This is a genomic window from Nonomuraea terrae (genome assembly GCF_044465245.1).
Lineage (GTDB): Bacteria > Actinomycetota > Actinomycetes > Streptosporangiales > Streptosporangiaceae > Nonomuraea > Nonomuraea terrae.
The window spans coordinates 770,333-785,584 of sequence record NZ_JBITLL010000006.1; the positions used below are offsets into that span (position 1 = coordinate 770,333).

At 71.6% G+C, this 15,252-nt stretch carries 12 protein-coding genes; 8 read left to right on the forward strand and 4 right to left on the reverse strand.

Features of this window, described 5'->3' with window-relative positions; genetic code table 11:
• Positions 1 to 52: 52 nt before the first annotated feature.
• A complete protein-coding gene (locus ACIBP6_RS33010; RefSeq protein WP_397057736.1) occupies positions 53 to 2,437 on the forward strand; it encodes a M20/M25/M40 family metallo-hydrolase in 2,385 nt (794 codons plus the stop codon).
• Here the strand turns inward: ACIBP6_RS33010 and ACIBP6_RS33015 are convergent.
• Together ACIBP6_RS33015 and ACIBP6_RS33020 are read right to left on the reverse strand one after the other, a co-directional pair.
• The gene (locus ACIBP6_RS33015) at positions 2,415 to 3,905 is read right to left on the reverse strand and encodes a long-chain-fatty-acid--CoA ligase (RefSeq protein WP_132611378.1); all 1,491 of its coding nucleotides are present in this window, start codon (positions 3,903 to 3,905) and stop codon (positions 2,415 to 2,417) included. The genes ACIBP6_RS33010 and ACIBP6_RS33015 overlap by 23 nt on opposite strands.
• Entirely contained in the window at positions 3,892 to 5,256 is a 1,365-nt protein-coding gene (locus ACIBP6_RS33020; RefSeq protein ID WP_397057737.1) for a PucR family transcriptional regulator, read from the reverse strand. The genes ACIBP6_RS33015 and ACIBP6_RS33020 overlap by 14 nt, the downstream gene beginning before the upstream one ends.
• A 178-nt stretch (positions 5,257 to 5,434) precedes the next feature.
• On the opposite strand from ACIBP6_RS33020, the gene ACIBP6_RS33025 reads away from it, so the two are divergent.
• The 5 genes from ACIBP6_RS33025 to ACIBP6_RS33045 are packed head-to-tail and all read left to right on the forward strand — an operon-like array spanning position 5,435 to position 10,091.
• Positions 5,435 to 6,193, forward strand: a complete 759-nt coding sequence (locus tag ACIBP6_RS33025) for an ABC transporter ATP-binding protein (RefSeq protein ID WP_397057738.1) — start codon at positions 5,435 to 5,437, stop codon at positions 6,191 to 6,193.
• Positions 6,190 to 6,906, forward strand: coding sequence for an ABC transporter ATP-binding protein (locus ACIBP6_RS33030; RefSeq protein ID WP_397057739.1), 717 nt, complete (start codon positions 6,190 to 6,192; stop codon positions 6,904 to 6,906). Before ACIBP6_RS33025 ends, ACIBP6_RS33030 begins: the two co-directional genes overlap by 4 nt.
• Positions 6,907 to 6,910: 4 nt before the next feature.
• Entirely contained in the window at positions 6,911 to 7,792 is an 882-nt protein-coding gene (locus ACIBP6_RS33035) for a branched-chain amino acid ABC transporter permease (RefSeq protein WP_132611370.1), read from the forward strand.
• Entirely contained in the window at positions 7,789 to 8,802 is a 1,014-nt protein-coding gene (locus ACIBP6_RS33040; RefSeq protein WP_397057740.1) for a branched-chain amino acid ABC transporter permease, read from the forward strand. Before ACIBP6_RS33035 ends, ACIBP6_RS33040 begins: the two co-directional genes overlap by 4 nt.
• Before the next feature lie 5 nt (positions 8,803 to 8,807).
• On the forward strand, positions 8,808 to 10,091 hold the full coding sequence (locus tag ACIBP6_RS33045; RefSeq protein ID WP_397057741.1) for an ABC transporter substrate-binding protein: 1,284 nt from the start codon (positions 8,808 to 8,810) through the stop codon (positions 10,089 to 10,091).
• Between the two features lie 95 nt (positions 10,092 to 10,186).
• Here ACIBP6_RS33045 and ACIBP6_RS33050 read toward each other — a convergent pair whose 3' ends face one another.
• On the reverse strand, positions 10,187 to 11,140 hold the full coding sequence (locus tag ACIBP6_RS33050; protein ID WP_397057742.1) for an NAD-dependent epimerase/dehydratase family protein: 954 nt from the start codon (positions 11,138 to 11,140) through the stop codon (positions 10,187 to 10,189).
• 233 nt (positions 11,141 to 11,373) lie between these two features.
• On the opposite strand from ACIBP6_RS33050, the gene ACIBP6_RS33055 reads away from it, so the two are divergent.
• Complete coding sequence (locus ACIBP6_RS33055; RefSeq protein WP_397057743.1) at positions 11,374 to 12,198, forward strand: hypothetical protein; 825 nt, start codon at positions 11,374 to 11,376, stop codon at positions 12,196 to 12,198.
• Positions 12,199 to 12,208: 10 nt separating this feature from the next.
• Here ACIBP6_RS33055 and ACIBP6_RS33060 read toward each other — a convergent pair whose 3' ends face one another.
• Positions 12,209 to 13,729: an FAD-dependent monooxygenase gene (locus tag ACIBP6_RS33060; protein WP_397057744.1), complete on the reverse strand. Its 1,521-nt coding sequence runs from the start codon at positions 13,727 to 13,729 to the stop codon at positions 12,209 to 12,211.
• 120 nt (positions 13,730 to 13,849) lie between these two features.
• On the opposite strand from ACIBP6_RS33060, the gene ACIBP6_RS33065 reads away from it, so the two are divergent.
• Entirely contained in the window at positions 13,850 to 15,193 is a 1,344-nt protein-coding gene (locus ACIBP6_RS33065; protein WP_397057745.1) for a hypothetical protein, read from the forward strand.
• The last annotated feature ends 59 nt before the right edge of the window (positions 15,194 to 15,252 follow it).

Genomic DNA, 15,252 nt, shown 5'->3' on the forward strand with positions numbered 1-15,252 from the left:
GGGCGCAGGCATCATTCCGGGCGTAGGCACCGCGAACCTAGCGTTGCCCGCCATGACGGAGAAGTTGATCGACGTACCCCGCCGTCCCCTGGCGGGGATCCTGGCGCTGCTCGCGCTCGCCGCCGTGATCATGCTGACCGCGCTCGCGGACGGCGCGATGCGGCCGCTGCCCGCCTCGGCCCCGGCCGCGGAGTTCAGCGCCGAACGGGCGCTGCGCCACCTGGAGCGGTTCGCCACCCGGCCGCGTCCGATCGGCAGCCCGGCCTCCGCCCAAGCCCGTGACTACCTGGCCGGGCGGCTGCGCGCGGCCGGGCTCGACGTGCGGGTGCAGCGGGCGGTCGGGGCGAACCCCTCGACGGGGCTGGCCTCGTTCGGGCTGGTGCACAACATCGTGGCGACCCGGCACGGCGCCGACCCGACCGGCACGGTGCTGGTCGCCGCCCACTACGACTCGGCCGCGATGGGTCCAGGCGCGTCCGACGACGGCGCCGCGGTCGCCGCGATGCTGGAGACCGTACGGGCTCTGGGGGACGAGCGGCTCCGCAACGACCTCGTGTTCCTGCTGACGGACGGCGAGGAGGACGGCGTCCTCGGCGCTCGGGCGTTCGTCCGTGAGCATCCGCTCGGGCGGGCCGGCGGGGTGCTGCTGAACTGGGAGGCCCGCGGGGTGAGCGGGCCGTCGCTGATGTTCGAGACCTCGCGGGGGAACGCACGGCTGGTGGAGACGTTCGCCGGGGCCGTGCCGGAGCCGGCGGGCGACTCCATGATGGTGGAGCTCTACCGGCTGCTGCCGAACAACACCGACTTCACGCCGCTGACCGGGGCCGGGTTCGCGGGCATGAACTTCGCCTACATCGAGGAGTCGTCGCGTTACCACACGGCGGACGACTCGCTCGCCTACCTCGACCGGGGGAGTCTGCAGCACCACGGCGCCAACATGCTCGGGCTGGCGCGCGCGCTCGGCGCGGCCGACCTGACGTCCCTGGCGTCCGACCACGACGTGACGTACTTCCGGGTCTTCGGGGTGATGGTGACGTACCCGAACGGGCTGGTGTGGCCGCTGGCCGGGCTCGGGATGGCGGCCGTGCTGGGGTTGGCGGCGGTCGCGCGGAGGAGGCGGCTGGCGAGTGTGCCGCGGATCGTCGCCGGTGCGGTGTCGGCGGTGGTCCCGCTGGTGCTGGCGGCCGTGCTGGCGCAGGCGTTGTGGGAGGTGCTGGTCGCGGTGCGGCCCGCGTACGACGGGATGGGCGGGCTGCTGCACCGGCCGGGGGCGTTCCGCGCGGCCGTGGCCGTACTGGCCGGAATGGCGGTGCTCGGATGGTACGCGGCGCTGCGCCGCAAGGTCGGGCCCGCCGCGCTCGCGGTCGGCGGGCTGGTGTGGCCGGCGCTGCTGGGCGTGGTGTGCGCGCGCGTCGCGCCGGGGGCGTCGTTCATGTTCACGCTGCCCGCCCTGGCCTGCGCGCTCGGCGCCCTCGCAGCGCTCCTGCCGCGCCGCGGCCCTTCGCGCGTGCCGGCGCCGCCGTCCCGTCGGCGGCTCGCCGGGGTGGTGCCCGTCCTGCGCGTGGGGGCCGTGACGGTGGGCGCGGTGGTTGCGGCGGCGCTGCTGCCCGCGCTCGCCGGGGTGGCGTTCGACGGGATGGGGCTCGCGCTCGGTGGTGTGAGCGCCCTCGCCCTCGCCCTGTTCGGCCTGACCGGCCTGCCGCTCGTGGAGCTGTGCCTGCCCGCCCTGGCGGGCACGCCGCACACGGGGACGCCCCGGGCGCACCGTGCCGCCACCCTCGGCGGGCCACTCCTGGCCGGCGCGCTGGTGGTCGGGCTGGTGGCGGGTGGGGTGATGGTGGACGTTCCTGATGCGGAGCATCCGGGTCGGACCCACCTGGCGTACGTGACGAACGCCGACACCGGGGCCGCGGCCTGGGTCAGCGCCGACCTCGACCCGCCCGCCTGGACCCGCCGGTACGTCTCCGGCCGCGACACCCGCACTCTCCCGCCCGGTTACGCCCGCGGCGCCCTGTGGACCGGCCCCGCTCCGGCCGTCACCGCGGACGGCCCGCGCGTCCAGGTGCTGTCCCGAGCCGGCGGCACGTACCGGATGCGGGTCACCGCGGGCAGAGGCGCGCGGTCGGTCACCCTCCGCGTCGAACGGCCGATCACCAGGGCGACCGCCCAGGTCAAGGGAACGCCTCCGGCGACCGTGCGGGTATCAGGCACCCGGGCGAACACCTGGCCGGGCGAGGTCCGCTTCCGCGGGCTGCCGCCGAGCGGCGCCGTCATCACCCTGCGCGTCCAGGGAACGGGCGGCTTCCGGGTGACGGCGATCTCCGAGACCGACGGCCTGGACGCGGTCCCCGGCTACGTCCCCGGCCCGCCGAGCCTGGTGGCCGCGACCCGCGAGGACGGCGGCCTCGTCGCGGTCACCCGGACGTACCGGTTCTGAGCGGACGGGCCAGGGCGCGCTTGAGGATCTTCCCCGTGGCGCTCATCGGCAGCTCGTCCACGAACGACACGTGCCGCGGATACTTGTACGCCGCCACCCGCTCCCGCACGAAGTCGCGCAGGTCGCCGTCGCTCACCGGCGCCCGCAGGGCCACCACGGCCTCGATCTCCTCGCCCAGCTCCGGGTGCGGCACGCCGATGACGGCGGCCTGCCGCACCGCCGGGTGCTCGTACAGGACCTCCTCGACCTCGCGCGGGTAGACCGTGTAGCCGCCGCGGATGATCACGTCGCGGCGGCGGTCGACCAGGAAGAAGTAACCGTCCTCGTCGACCCGGCCGAGGTCGCCGGTGTGGAACCAGCCGTCGCGGACGGCCTCGGCGGTGGCCTCGGGGTCGTTCCAGTAGCCTTTCATGACGTTGGGACCGCGCACGACGATCTCGCCGATCTCGCCCGTGGGCGTCTCGCGACCCTCCTCGTCGATCACCTTCATCTCGACGCCCCTGATCGGCCAGCCGATCGAGCCGGGGCGACGGTTCCGGCCGCCCCGGTTGGTCGCGCTCACCGGGGAGGTCTCGCTCAGCCCGTACCCCTCGACGATCTCGCAGCCGAACCGGGCCTCGTACGCGCGCAGCACGTCGAGCGGCAGCGCCGCCCCGCCCGAGGCGCAGACCCGCAGCATCGACATGTCGGAGGCGCCCGGATGGTCGAGCAGCGCGATGAACATGGTCGGCACGCCCTGGAAGACCGTCACTCCGTCGCGCCTGATCACCTCCAGCGCCCGCCCCGCCTCGAAGCGCCGCAGCAGCGTCAGCCGCGCGCCCGCGCGCACGGTCGCGTTCAGCGAGCACGTCTGCCCGAACGTGTGGTAGAGCGGCAGCGCCCCCAGCACCACGTCGTCCACGCCGAGCGCGTGCATGCGCGCCACCGTGGCCGCGTTGCCGCCGAGGTTGGCGTGGGTCAGCTCGATGCCCTTGGGCCGCCCGGTCGTGCCGGAGGTGTAGTGGATGACCGCGGTGTCGCCGGGCGCCATGGAGACGATCTCCCGCTCGGCCGGCACGCCGCGCAGCAACCGCCGGAACTCCTCCGGCACCACGAAGAAGCAGTCGGCCTTGGTGCCCGCCGAGCCGGCCTCGGCCGTCTCCGCGAACGCGTGCCAGGCGATCAGCAGCCGCGCCCCGCAGTCCCCCAGGTACGCGGCGATCTCACGCCGCTTCAGCAGCGGGTCGAGCGGGACCACGACGGCCCCCACCCGCAGCACCCCGTAGTAGACGACGCCGAACTCGGGCACGTTCGGCAACATGATCGCGACCCGGTCGCCGGCGCCGATCCCGCGGCACCGCAGCAGTCCCGCCAGGCGGGCGCTCAGCTCCTCGAGCGCGCCGTAGGTGAGCTCCGCCTCGTCCAGTGTGAGAACCGCCCTGCCGCCGAGCCGTTCGGCGGCCGCCTGGAGCCGGTCAGCGAGGTTCATGGGAAGACCGTACGTCCGCTCTCCCACGGCCCTCATTGGTCGCGGTCGCCAGTCTTTCCCGGCCGGCATTGGTGGGGAGCGAGTCCTGCAACGCGATCGCGACGAGCAGTTCGACGAGATCGTTGATCGACCGCAGACTCCGCCCGGTGCGCTCCTGGATCCGGCGTAAGCGGTATTGGGCGGTGTTGGGATGGATCTGCAGCCGCTCGGCCGCGGCCCGCAGGTTGAGGTCGGCGGCGGCGAACGCCCTGATCGTGGCGGTCAGCACGCCGCCGCGCGCGCGGTCCTCCGCCAGCAGCGCCGTGATGCGCGGGTCCACCAGGTGGCGGGCGGTGTCGTCGGCCTTCAGCGCCAGATACTGGAACGGCGTGATCCGCGGCAGCGCCGCCACCCCGCCCTCCTCCGGCACGAAGTCGAGCACGGCCCTGGCCTCCTGGTACGCCTGCGGGATCTGCGCGGTGCCGAACGACACCGTGCTGATGCCCATCGCGAGCCGGACGCCCTCGGCGGCCAGGCTGTCCAGCACCCCCTGCAGCCGGTCGCAGAGCTCCTCGGGAGCGGTGCCGGGGCCGAGCACGGGGATGGCCACGATCTCCGACTGCCGCACGACCGACAGGGTGCGGGTGCCGTTCCCGCCGGTCCTCGCGATGGCCGCGCAGGCGGCATGCCGGGCGTCGGCACCCCGGTCGGGGCCGGTCGTCACCTCGCTGGACGGCCCGGCCAGCACCGCGGTCACCACCAGCAGCGGCGTGCGCGCGTCGGGCGCCAGTCCGTGCGCCTGCGCGGCGGCCAGCTCCCTGCCCCGGGTCGGCACGACCCCGGCCAGCAGCGTCTCCAGCAGGTCGCGGCTCTCCCGCACGGCCTCGGCGGCCGCGTACTGCTGGAACTCCATGTACGCGTTGGCCGCGTGCGTGCTGGCGAAGTCGCAGTAGCGCATCAGCGGGGTCGCCAGGGCCAGCGCCGCCTCGCGCCCGGCGTACGTGTGCCCGGCCCGCTCGACCACCGCCTCCCAGAACACCTGCTGCCCGACCCGGAAGGCGTTGATGTAGTCGGCCAGCGCCACCCCCGCCCTGGCCCGGCGCATGGCGGCCCGCCGGGTGAAGGCGATGTCCTCGTAGGTCACCGTGCGCTCTTCCAGCAGCACCCCGAGCTTGGCGCGGTAGTGCCGGACCACCTGGTCGCGGACGTCGGCGTGGAACGCCGGGCCCATCGCCTCGTAGGCGGGGATCTCCTCGCGCATCGTCGTGACAGCGGTGCCGGCCAGCTTCGGCAGGTCGTCGAGCAGCTCGGAGAGGATGCGGGTGCGTTCCGCGCGTACGGCGGCTTCCACGGTACGCGAACCAGTGGACATGCCCGGGATGATCCATGCCCATTGCCGGACGGTCAACGGGTCGTAACCGGTCCGAGACAGACGCTGTGCTCAGAGGACAACTCACCTGAAACATCTTGGGTGACCGTGCCCAATGCGGCCCTTGACGGGCGGCTCCTACGCTGAGCGCAATTCAGAACATTGTTCTCCAGGAGGCCGGATGCTGGAGGTGCATGATCTTACCGTTCGCTTCGGCGGCATCACCGCGCTGGACGGCGTGGGGTTCGAGGTGGCCCGCGGCGAGATGGTGGGGCTCATCGGCCCGAACGGCGCCGGCAAGACCACCCTGTTCAACTGCCTGACCCGCCGCTACGACGCCGACTCGGGCACCGTCGCCTACGAGGGCCGGGACCTGACCGCCCTGGCCCCGCACGCCATCGCCGGTCTCGGCATCGCCAGGACGTTCCAGAACCTCGGCCTGTTCCCGCGCCTGTCCGTACGCGACAACGTGCTGGTCGGCGCGCACCACCGCGGGCGCGCCGGCTTCGTCTCGGCCGCGCTGCGGCTGCCCGGGGTGCGCCGCGAGGAGCGCTCGTTGCGCGAGGACGCCGACGCCGTGCTGGAGCGGCTGGGCCTTGCGGCGGTGGCCGACCATCCGGCGACGGGGCTGCCGTTCGGCACGCTCAAGCGGGTCGAGCTGGCCCGCGCGCTCATCGGCCGTCCCCGCCTGCTGCTCCTCGACGAGCCGGTGAACGGCCTCAACTCCTCCGAGGTCGAGGAGTTCGCCGGCACGCTCGGCGCCATCCGCACCGAGTACGACCTGACGGTGGTCGTGGTGGAGCACCACATGGGGTTCGTCATGGGCATCTGCGAGCGCATCGTGTGCCTCGACTTCGGCCGGAAGATCGCCGAAGGGCCGCCGGCCGAGGTCCAGCGCGACCCGGCCGTCATCGAGGCGTACCTGGGGACGGCGGCATGAGCGACCTCGTGGTGGACGGCCTGGTCGCCGGGTACGGCGACGTCCGCGTGTTGCACGGCGTGAGCTTCGCCGTCAAGCAGGGCGAGGTCTGCGCGATCCTCGGCCCCAACGGCGCCGGCAAGACGACGCTGCTGCGGGCCCTGTCCGGCATGGTCAGGACGCGCGGCACGGCCACGCTCGGCGGCACGGAGCTGGCCGGGCGCTCGCCCGACACCGTCGCCCGGCTCGGCGTCGCCCACGTGCCCGAGGGGCGCGGCACGTTCATGCCGCTGACCGTCGAGGACAATCTGCGGCTGGGCGCGTTCGTCCGGCGCGGACGGGCCGAGATCGAGGCCGACCTCGAACGCATCTTCACGTACTTCCCGGTACTGAAGACCCGGCTCAAGCAGGAGGCCGGCAGTCTCAGCGGCGGCGAGCAGCAGATGCTGGCCCTCGGCCGGGCGCTCATGCTGCGGCCCCGGCTGCTGCTGCTCGACGAGCCGTCGCTCGGCCTGGCCCCGCTGGTCACCCGGGAGCTGTTCCGCATCGTCCAGGCCATCAACGCAGAGGAGCAGACCACCGTGGTCGTCGTCGAGCAGAACGCCCATCTCGCTCTCGGCATCGCCCAGCAGGCGCACGTCCTGGAGACCGGGCGGATCGTCCTGTCCGGGACGGCCGAGGAGATCAGGGCCGACGAGCAGGTCGCGCAGTCCTACCTCGGGTACCGGGTGTAGCGCGATGGCCGGATTCCTCCAGCAGATCGTCACCGGGCTGGGCGCGGGCGCCATCTACGCCAGCCTCGCGCTGGCCCTGGTGCTCATCTACCAGTTCACCGGGATCGTCAACTTCGCCCAGGGCGAGCTGGCCATGTTCTCCACGTACATCGCCTGGACGCTGGTGGCCGCCGGGGTGTCGTTCTGGCTGGCGCTCGTCATCACGCTGGTCGTCTCGTTCGCCGGCGGGATGCTCATCGAACGGATCGTCATCCGGCCGGTCGAGGGAGCGCCCGAGCTCACCATCGTGATCGTCACCGTCGGGCTGTTCATCTTCGTCAACGCCGCCGCCGGCTGGATCTGGACCTTCCTCATCAAGGACTTCCCGAACCCCTTCCCCGGCGGCGCGCTCGAACTGGGCGCCGTCACCGTGAACTTCTCCACGCTCGGCGTGCTCGGCGTGGTGGGGCTGGTCATGGGCCTGCTCTACCTGCTCTTCCAGCACACCAAGATCGGGCTCGGGATGCGGGCGGTGGCCACCAACCCCGCCTCGGCGCGGCTGGTCGGCATCCGCGTCGGCTGGACGCTCGCGCTCGGCTGGGGCCTGGCCGCCACCGTCGGCGCCGTGTCAGGAGTGCTGGTCGCGCCGCTGCTCTTCCTCGAACCCAACATGATGGCGGGCGTCCTCATCTACGCCTTCGCCGCGGCCACGCTCGGCGGCTTCGACAGCCCTGTGGGAGCCGTCATCGGCGGGCTCATCGTGGGCGTCGCCGAGACGCTCGCCGGGGCGTACGTCGGCTTCATCGGATCCGACCTCAAGATCGGCGTCCCCCTGCTGATCATTCTCGCCGTCCTGCTGCTGCGGCCCCAGGGACTCTTCGGACGAGCGGCGGTGGAACGCGCATGACCGAATCCACGAAGACGGACGAGCAGACCTCGGCGCCCCCCGCGCCGGTCAAGACGCCGGCCGCCACCCGGTGGCGGTGGGGCGCGCTCGCCGTGCTCCTCGTGCTGGCCGTCTACGCGCCGTTCCAGCTCGCCCCCTTCTACGTCTTCCAGCTCACCATGGTGCTGGTGTACGCGGTGGCGCTGCTCGGGCTCAACCTCCTGGTCGGCCACGCCGGTCAGATCTCGCTCGGCCACGGCGCCTTCTTCGCCATCGGCGCCTACACCGCGGCCATCCTCATGGAACGGGCGGCGCTGCCGTACCCGCTGACCCTGCCCGTCGCGGCCGCGGTGGCGTTCCTGATCGGGCTGGGGCTCGGCGTGCCGGCCATGCGGCTGCGCGGCCTGTACCTGGCGCTCGTCACGCTCGCCATCGCGATCTTCCTGGTGCCGCTGCTCAAGCGGTTCGAGGAGCTGACCGGCGGGTCCATGGGCCTGACCCTGGCCAAGCCGCAGCCGCCCGCCTGGACCGGGCTGGCCGAGGACCAGTGGCTCTACTTCGTCGCCCTGATCGTCACCGTGGGCTCGTTCCTGTTGGTCGCGAGCCTGCTGCGGTCGCGCGTCGGGCGGGCGCTGCACGCCGTCAGGGACAACGAGATCGCCGCCGAGGTCATGGGCGTGCGGCTCTCGTTCTACAAGACGCTCGCCTTCGCCTGGAGCGCCATGCTCGCCGGCGTCGCGGGCTCCGTCTACACGTGGGTGATCGGATTCGTCTCGCCTGACTCGTTCACGGTGAACCTGTCGATCAACCTGCTGGCCGGCATCGTCGTCGGCGGGCTCGGCTCGCTGTCGGGACCGGTGCTCGGGGGTCTGTTCGTGATGTTCGTACCGAGCATCTCGCAGGACATCAACGACGCCGCGCCCGGCGTCATCTTCGGCCTGCTGATCATCGCGGTGATGTACGTCGCCCCGACGGGCCTGGCCGGTCTCGCCGGCCGCCTGATCAAGAAGATTCCCCGGAAGAAGGAGTAAAAGGGATGCGAGTATCTGCGATCGGCTGCACGGCGCTGCTCCTGCTCGCCGTCGCGGCCTGCGGGGGACGGGACAGCGGCGGTGAGACCGCGACCGGAGGGGGAACGGCCGCGGCGGGCCAGTGCGCGGGCCAGCAGACCACCGGCATCACCGACACCAGCATCAAGCTGGGCGGCATCTACCCCCTGTCCGGCCCCGCCTCGGCCTACGGCGACATCCCGACGGGCATCAAGGCCTACTTCGACTACGTCAACGCCGAGCAGGGCGGCATCGACGGGCGCAAGGTCGAGTTCGTCGTGCGCGACGACGGCTACAGCCCGCCCAAGGCTGTCGAGGAGGCCCGCAGGCTCGTCGAGCAGGAGCAGGTCTTCGCCCTGTTCCAGACGCTGGGCACCCCGTCGACCACGGCGGTCTGGGACTACACCAACCAGCGCAAGGTGCCGCAGGTCTTCGTCGCCACCGGCGCCTCCCAATGGGGCTCCAACACCGAGCACCCGTGGACCATCGGCTGGCAGCCCGACTACGTCTCCGAGGCCCGCGTGTACGCGCAGTACCTCAAGGAGGAGAAGCCCGACGCCAAGGTCGCCGCGCTCTACCAGAACGACGACTTCGGCAAGGACCTGCTCGGCGGCTTCAAGAAGGCCATCGAGGGCACCGGGATCCAGGTCGTGGCCGAGGAGAGCTACGAGGTCGCCGACCCCACCGTCGACGCCCAGATGGGCAACCTCGCCGGGTCGGGCGCGGATGTCTTCCTGAACATCACCACGCCCAAGTTCGGCGCGCTGGCGCTGGCCGCGGACGCCAAGAACACCAAGTGGAACCCGCTGCACATCGTCAACAACGTCGCCGCCTCCCGCACCGTCCTCGAACCCGTCGGCTTCGAGAACGTCCAGGGCGTCATGTCCGCCACGTACTACAAGGACCCGAACGACCCGACGTGGGACGACGACGCGGAGATGAAGCTGTACAAGCAGAAGATGCAGCAGTACGCCGCCGGCAAGGACCCGAACATCCCCTACCACGCCTTCGGCTGGGCGGCGGCGAGCAGCTTCCACAAGGCCATGGACGCGGTGGCCTGCCCGACCCGTGAGGGCCTGCGCGACTCCGTGCGCAACCTGAACAACGTCGAGGTGCCCATGCTGCTGCCCGGCATCACCATGAAGACCGGGCCCGACGACGGCTTCCCGATCGAGTCGATGCAGCTCATGGAGTTCAAGGGCGAGCGGTGGGAGCTGTTCGGCGAGGTGATCGACACCCGCGCGGAGTTCGGCCCGCCCACCACCGAGTGATCACCTCCGCCCTGCCTGCCGGTCGAAGGAGCTCGGCCCCCACCACCGAGTGATCACCTCCGCCCTGCCTGCCGGTCGAAGGAGCTCGGCCCCCACTACCGAGTGATCTCGCCGGCCCTGACCAGCCAGTCGACGGCTTCGGAGATGGCTTCGAGCGGCGTGTACCTGGGCCGGTGGCCCAGCAGCCGCTCGGCCTTCTCCATCGAGCAGTTCGGGCTGTGGGCGATGTGGTCGTAGGTGATCTCCGCGTCCCGCTCGGACACCGTGGCCCGCCACTGCTCCCAGGGCAGGAACGTCAGGTTCGCCTCGCGGCCGAACCAGCCCGCCACCGCCTCGGCGTACCCGCGCAGCGTCAGGGCGGTGGTGGCGACGGAGTGGAAGCTCTCGCCGACGGCGGCCGAGCGGCTCGCCATGGCGTCCATGAACAGCCTGGCCACGTCGTCGGCGTGCACGTGCTGGACGGTCTCCATGCCGAAGTTGGGCAGTGCCAGCTCCTCGCCGTCGGCCAGCGTCTGGAAGACGGCCGGGTTCACGTTGCCGGCCGGGTTGACCGGCACCCAGCCCGGGCCGGTGATGTGCCCCGGATGGATGATCGTGACCGGGAGACCGTCGCGGTGGGCCCGGTCCAGCAGGTACGCCTCGATGGCCGCCTTCTGGATCCCGTACTCGCCGAAGGGCCGCTTCCTGCGGTCTTCCGGCGTCGGCACCTGCGCGCTCGGGCCATGCGTCCAGATCGTCCCGCAATGCAAGAAGTGCCGGACTTTCCCGCTCAACGCCTCGGCCAGCGCCCGCGCACTGTCCTCCGTGAAACAGATCAGGTCGATGACGACGTCGCCCTCCAGCTCGGCGATCCGCCGCCCGAACGTCCCGTCGCCCTCCTCGGCCTCCCGGTCGGCCGTCACCGTCGTGACCCGCTGCCAGGCCCCATGCGGACTGTACGGCTCCCGCTTCCCCCGGCTCACGTTCACGACCTCATGCCCCGCCTCGACCAACCTGGGGATGAGGTACGTCCCGATATGCCCACTACCGCCAATCACCACAACACGCATGCCGCCAGCGTAAACCTCTGCTCATGAACCCCAAGAGCCGCCCGCGAAGCCGCAGGCGGCGTGCCGGGCTCCACCGGAGAAGAAACCTGGTGTAACCCTTTCACCCCGAGGCGGAAGCTTCCTCCTCTGTCACGATGACGCCAGCCACTGTCCGTGTCGGTTGCATGACAATGAGTGGCATGCCATCCCCCAGACACGACGCACTCGTTCAGCTGTTCAAAGACCGTCCTGAGTTGGCGGTCGAGATCCTCCGCGACCTCATGGGCGCGGAACTACCCGCCACGTCGCTCCTCCAGCTCGAGAAGAGCACCTTCAACACCCGTAACTCCGACGACATCGAGGCCGACCTGATCATTGTCATGGGGGCACCCCAAACTCCAGCGCACGCGATCGTCCTGGAGATCCAGCAGGACAAATCCAAGGTCCCTCGACAGCTCGCCCGCTATGCCGCCGCCCTGTGGCTTCAACTGGGCTGCGACGTCACCGTCCTGCTCGTCTGCCCGGAGCGTGCCGTCGCCGCCTACTACGCACAACCGATCGAGTCAGGGCTGAGCGGCTACCGCCCCACACCATGGGTGCTCGGCCCGGACGGCATTCCCGTCATCATCGACCCGAAGCAGGCTGCCACCCAGCTGGGGCTGTCGGCCATGTCGGTCATGGTTCACGGCCGCAACCGCAAGGTGATCGAAGCGTTCGCCGTAGCGCTCTCCGACAGTCCCGACGAACACTCTCCGAAGTACTATGAATACGCGTACAGCATGTCCTCGCCCGAGATCCGCCGCCTCATGGAGGAAATCATGACGTCCACTGCCTGGCCGGTCTACAGCCCCTTCGCTCGTGAGCACTACGGCCAGGGCAAGGCAGAAGGCAAGGCGGAAGGCAAGGCGGAAGGCGAGGCCAAGGCGCTGCTGCTGGTGCTCGGTGCACGTGGGATCGAGGTGCCGGAGGAGGCGCGGGCGCGGATCACCTCGTGCACCGATCTCGCGCAGCTGGAGACGTGGATCGCCCGCGCCGCCACCGTTCGGACTCTTCAGGACTTGTTCGACGACGCGGGCTGATCTCCCGCTGTCAGAGGTCGTGGGCGAGGGAGTGGCGGAGGGCGCCCTGCGGGGTGGTGCCGCGGCAGGCGACGTGCTGGTCGGGGCGGACGAGGGTGAGGGGTTCGTCCGGGAGGTCGGCCAGGTGGAGGGGGACGCCCAGGGCGCGGGCCTCGGCGGTCACCACGGCGGCTTCCGATGAGTTCTGGTCGCCGAGCAGGGTGAAGCCGGGGCCGAGGTGGTCGTAGAGGGAGTCGCCGGGGGCGAGCCAGCGGTGGGGGAGACGTTCGCCCGCGCCCGGGGAGACGATCGGCGAGCCCGCGTACGTGTAGCCGAGCACCAGCTCCAGGCTGTGGAACTCGCTGTCCTTGGTCCGCAGCACGGCCTCCGCGACGGCCGGACGGACCTTCTCGAACTCCGCCGTGTCGCCCATCAGCGAAGGGTCGGCCAGCTCGGGAGCGCCCGTGGCCATGTTGACGGCCGCGGCCTCGATGGTGTCGGCGGCGACCGGGCGGCGCTCGCTCTCGTACGTCGCCAGCAGCCGGGCCGGCGCCCAGCCCTTGAGCACGGCGGCCAGCTTCCAGCCGATGTTGACCGCGTCCCCGACGCCGGTGTTGAAGCCGTGGCCGCCGAAGGGCGGGTTCTGGTGGGCCGCGTCACCGGCCAGGAACACCCGCTCGCTCGTGTACCGGTCCGCCAGCAACATCCGCGCGGTCCACGGGTCGGTGGCCAGGATCTCCACGTCGATGTCGGCGCCGGCCAGGGTGCGCAGCAACCGTACGGGGTCGGCGTTCTCGGCCCGCACGCCCTGCGCGATGCACCACCACGTCTCCTTGAGGTCGAGGCGGCCGACGATGCCGGGCTGGGCCGGGTCGAGCACCCAGTAGTGCACGGCGGGCCCGTGCGGGATGCGGTCGGCGAGCCCGGGGGCGCGGAAGACGATGTTGAAGTTGGGCCGCTCGTCCTGGCGGCCCTCGTAGCGGGCGCCGATGGCGGCCCGGGTCACGCTGCGCGGGCCGTCGCAGCCGACGACGTACTGGGCCCGGATCTCGCGCTCCTCACCACCCCCGGCAGGCGCGACGCGTACGGTGACCCCGTCGGCGTCCTCGCTGAGGCCGCTCACCTGCCAGCCCGTCAGCAGCGCGTCGCCGACGGCCTCGCGCAGCACCTCCTCCACCAGCGGCTGCGGCGCCTGCTGGCCGGGCTCGGCGGCCAGGTCGGAGCCCACCAGGTCGAGGCCGAAGCAGGCGCCGATCCGGGTGATCTCCCGCCCGAGCAGGTTGGTGACGAAGACCGCCTCCTGAGACCACGACACCGGCAGCGGCGCCCGCGAGCGTAAGGTCTCCGCCAGCCCCCATCTGCGCAGCAGCTCCATGGTGCGGGCCGAGGTGGTCTTCGCGCGCGGACGCAGCCATGACACCGATGCGCGCGGCTCGACCACCAGGCAGCGTACGCCGTGATGGCGCAGCTCCACGGCGGTCGCCAGACCGACGGGACCTCCTCCGGCGACCAACACGGGCACCGAGGTGGGAATCGGGGTATCCAGGTTCATGGTCGCCCATGATGGCAGGCATGTTCCCGCTGTCGTAGGGCCTGCGACGACCCCTTGCCGACGGGACCGACGGCCCACTAACCTCCAATTTCGGACCAGACCGGAAATGAGGAATTGGCCGTGCACCTGTCTCGCCGCCACGCTCTCCAGTTACCCCTTCTCGCCGCCGCCGGGGCGGCACTTCCCGGCATCGCCCACGCGACCGCGTCACCGCAGGTCAGAGGGGCGTACAACCAGATCGCCGCCGACGGCCGCCACCTCGAGGCCGGCTTCGAGGGGGCCGAGCACGCGCTCGCCGCCTACACCGCCATCTACGACGTGACACGTGACGACAGATACCGTCAGACCGCCGAGGCGCTCCTGCGGTACGTGCTCGGCCGCCGGCCCGCGTACATGGGCGCGAACATCGGCAAGCAGCTGCTGCAGAGCCCGTTCCTCAGGAAGAACGCCCAGCTGCGCGACAACCTGGACACGTTCGCCGCGTCCGTCGTGGACCGGCTCGACGCCGATCCCGACGCCGTACTGCGGTCGGGCGACATCCGCACGCTCGCCGGCCGCGCCGAGCTCCTGGTCGACTACGCGGGACGGCTCGAACGCGGCGAGGCCGATCCGGCGCGGTTCGACGCCGCCGCCCGCGTGCTGCTCGACCGGCTCGTCCAGCTGCAGTTCACCCGTCAGGAGGCGGCCGGCAGGTTCGGGGCCGAGCGCTTCACCGGCGCGTTCCCGCATCTGATCACCGGCGACGACGGCAGCATGGGCACCTGGGACATCTCCACCTGGGCGCTCGCGATGCTCTCCCTCGACCAGTACGAGTCCATCAGAGCCCTGGCCAAGGGCTTCGGGCGCTTCCACGACGGCGCGTACAACGACGCCGCCGCCGCGGGCGCCCGGCAGCTGCTCGGCACCACCGCCATCGATCCGGCCCTGGTGTACGCGGGCGCCCCGGCCGGCTTCCCGCTCGACGGGGCCGAGTACGTCATCGGCGACGAGGGCGGCGAGCAGCCCTACCTCATCACGTACGGCTGGTCGCCGAACGCGATCGCCCAGCTCGGCAGCGTGCTCCGCGCCGTACGCGACAACCGGGTGACCGTCCCGAGGTCGTCGTCGTGGGCCGAGGCCTACTGGACCGGCGCGCCCCGCCCGGAAGTCCTGAACCCGGCCAGGTTCTGGGAAGGGCTGGACGCCAAGATCCGCTACACCCACGACTTCATCGAGGCCGTGCAGCTGCCCGTGCCGGCCGGCTTCCCCTGGATCGACCTCGAACGCGCCGCGTTCCCCTCGACGGGCGGCGAGGACTTCCGCCGCGGCGGCTGGTTCGACGGGTCCGGGCGCGGCACGATGTCGGCGGTCCACTCCCGCCTCGCCGTCGTGGGCTACGTCGAAAGCGGCGGACGTGACGCTGCCCTGCTCGACCGTCTCGGCCAATGGTGGGACCGCCTCCTCGTGTGGGACGCGGCCGCCTGACGCGCATTTCGGTCGAAGATCGCACTAGTGGATCAACGCCTGGATCAGTAGCGTGCTAC

Coding starts and splice junctions, on each gene's coding strand:
- ACIBP6_RS33010 (WP_397057736.1), top strand. CDS start 53: ATGACGGAGAAGTTGATCGACGTACCCCGCCGTCCCCTGGCGGGGATC.
- ACIBP6_RS33015 (WP_132611378.1), bottom strand. CDS start 3,905: ATGAACCTCGCTGACCGGCTCCAGGCGGCCGCCGAACGGCTCGGCGGC.
- ACIBP6_RS33020 (WP_397057737.1), bottom strand. CDS start 5,256: ATGTCCACTGGTTCGCGTACCGTGGAAGCCGCCGTACGCGCGGAACGC.
- ACIBP6_RS33025 (WP_397057738.1), top strand. CDS start 5,435: ATGCTGGAGGTGCATGATCTTACCGTTCGCTTCGGCGGCATCACCGCG.
- ACIBP6_RS33030 (WP_397057739.1), top strand. CDS start 6,190: ATGAGCGACCTCGTGGTGGACGGCCTGGTCGCCGGGTACGGCGACGTC.
- ACIBP6_RS33035 (WP_132611370.1), top strand. CDS start 6,911: ATGGCCGGATTCCTCCAGCAGATCGTCACCGGGCTGGGCGCGGGCGCC.
- ACIBP6_RS33040 (WP_397057740.1), top strand. CDS start 7,789: ATGACCGAATCCACGAAGACGGACGAGCAGACCTCGGCGCCCCCCGCG.
- ACIBP6_RS33045 (WP_397057741.1), top strand. CDS start 8,808: ATGCGAGTATCTGCGATCGGCTGCACGGCGCTGCTCCTGCTCGCCGTC.
- ACIBP6_RS33050 (WP_397057742.1), bottom strand. CDS start 11,140: ATGCGTGTTGTGGTGATTGGCGGTAGTGGGCATATCGGGACGTACCTC.
- ACIBP6_RS33060 (WP_397057744.1), bottom strand. CDS start 13,729: ATGAACCTGGATACCCCGATTCCCACCTCGGTGCCCGTGTTGGTCGCC.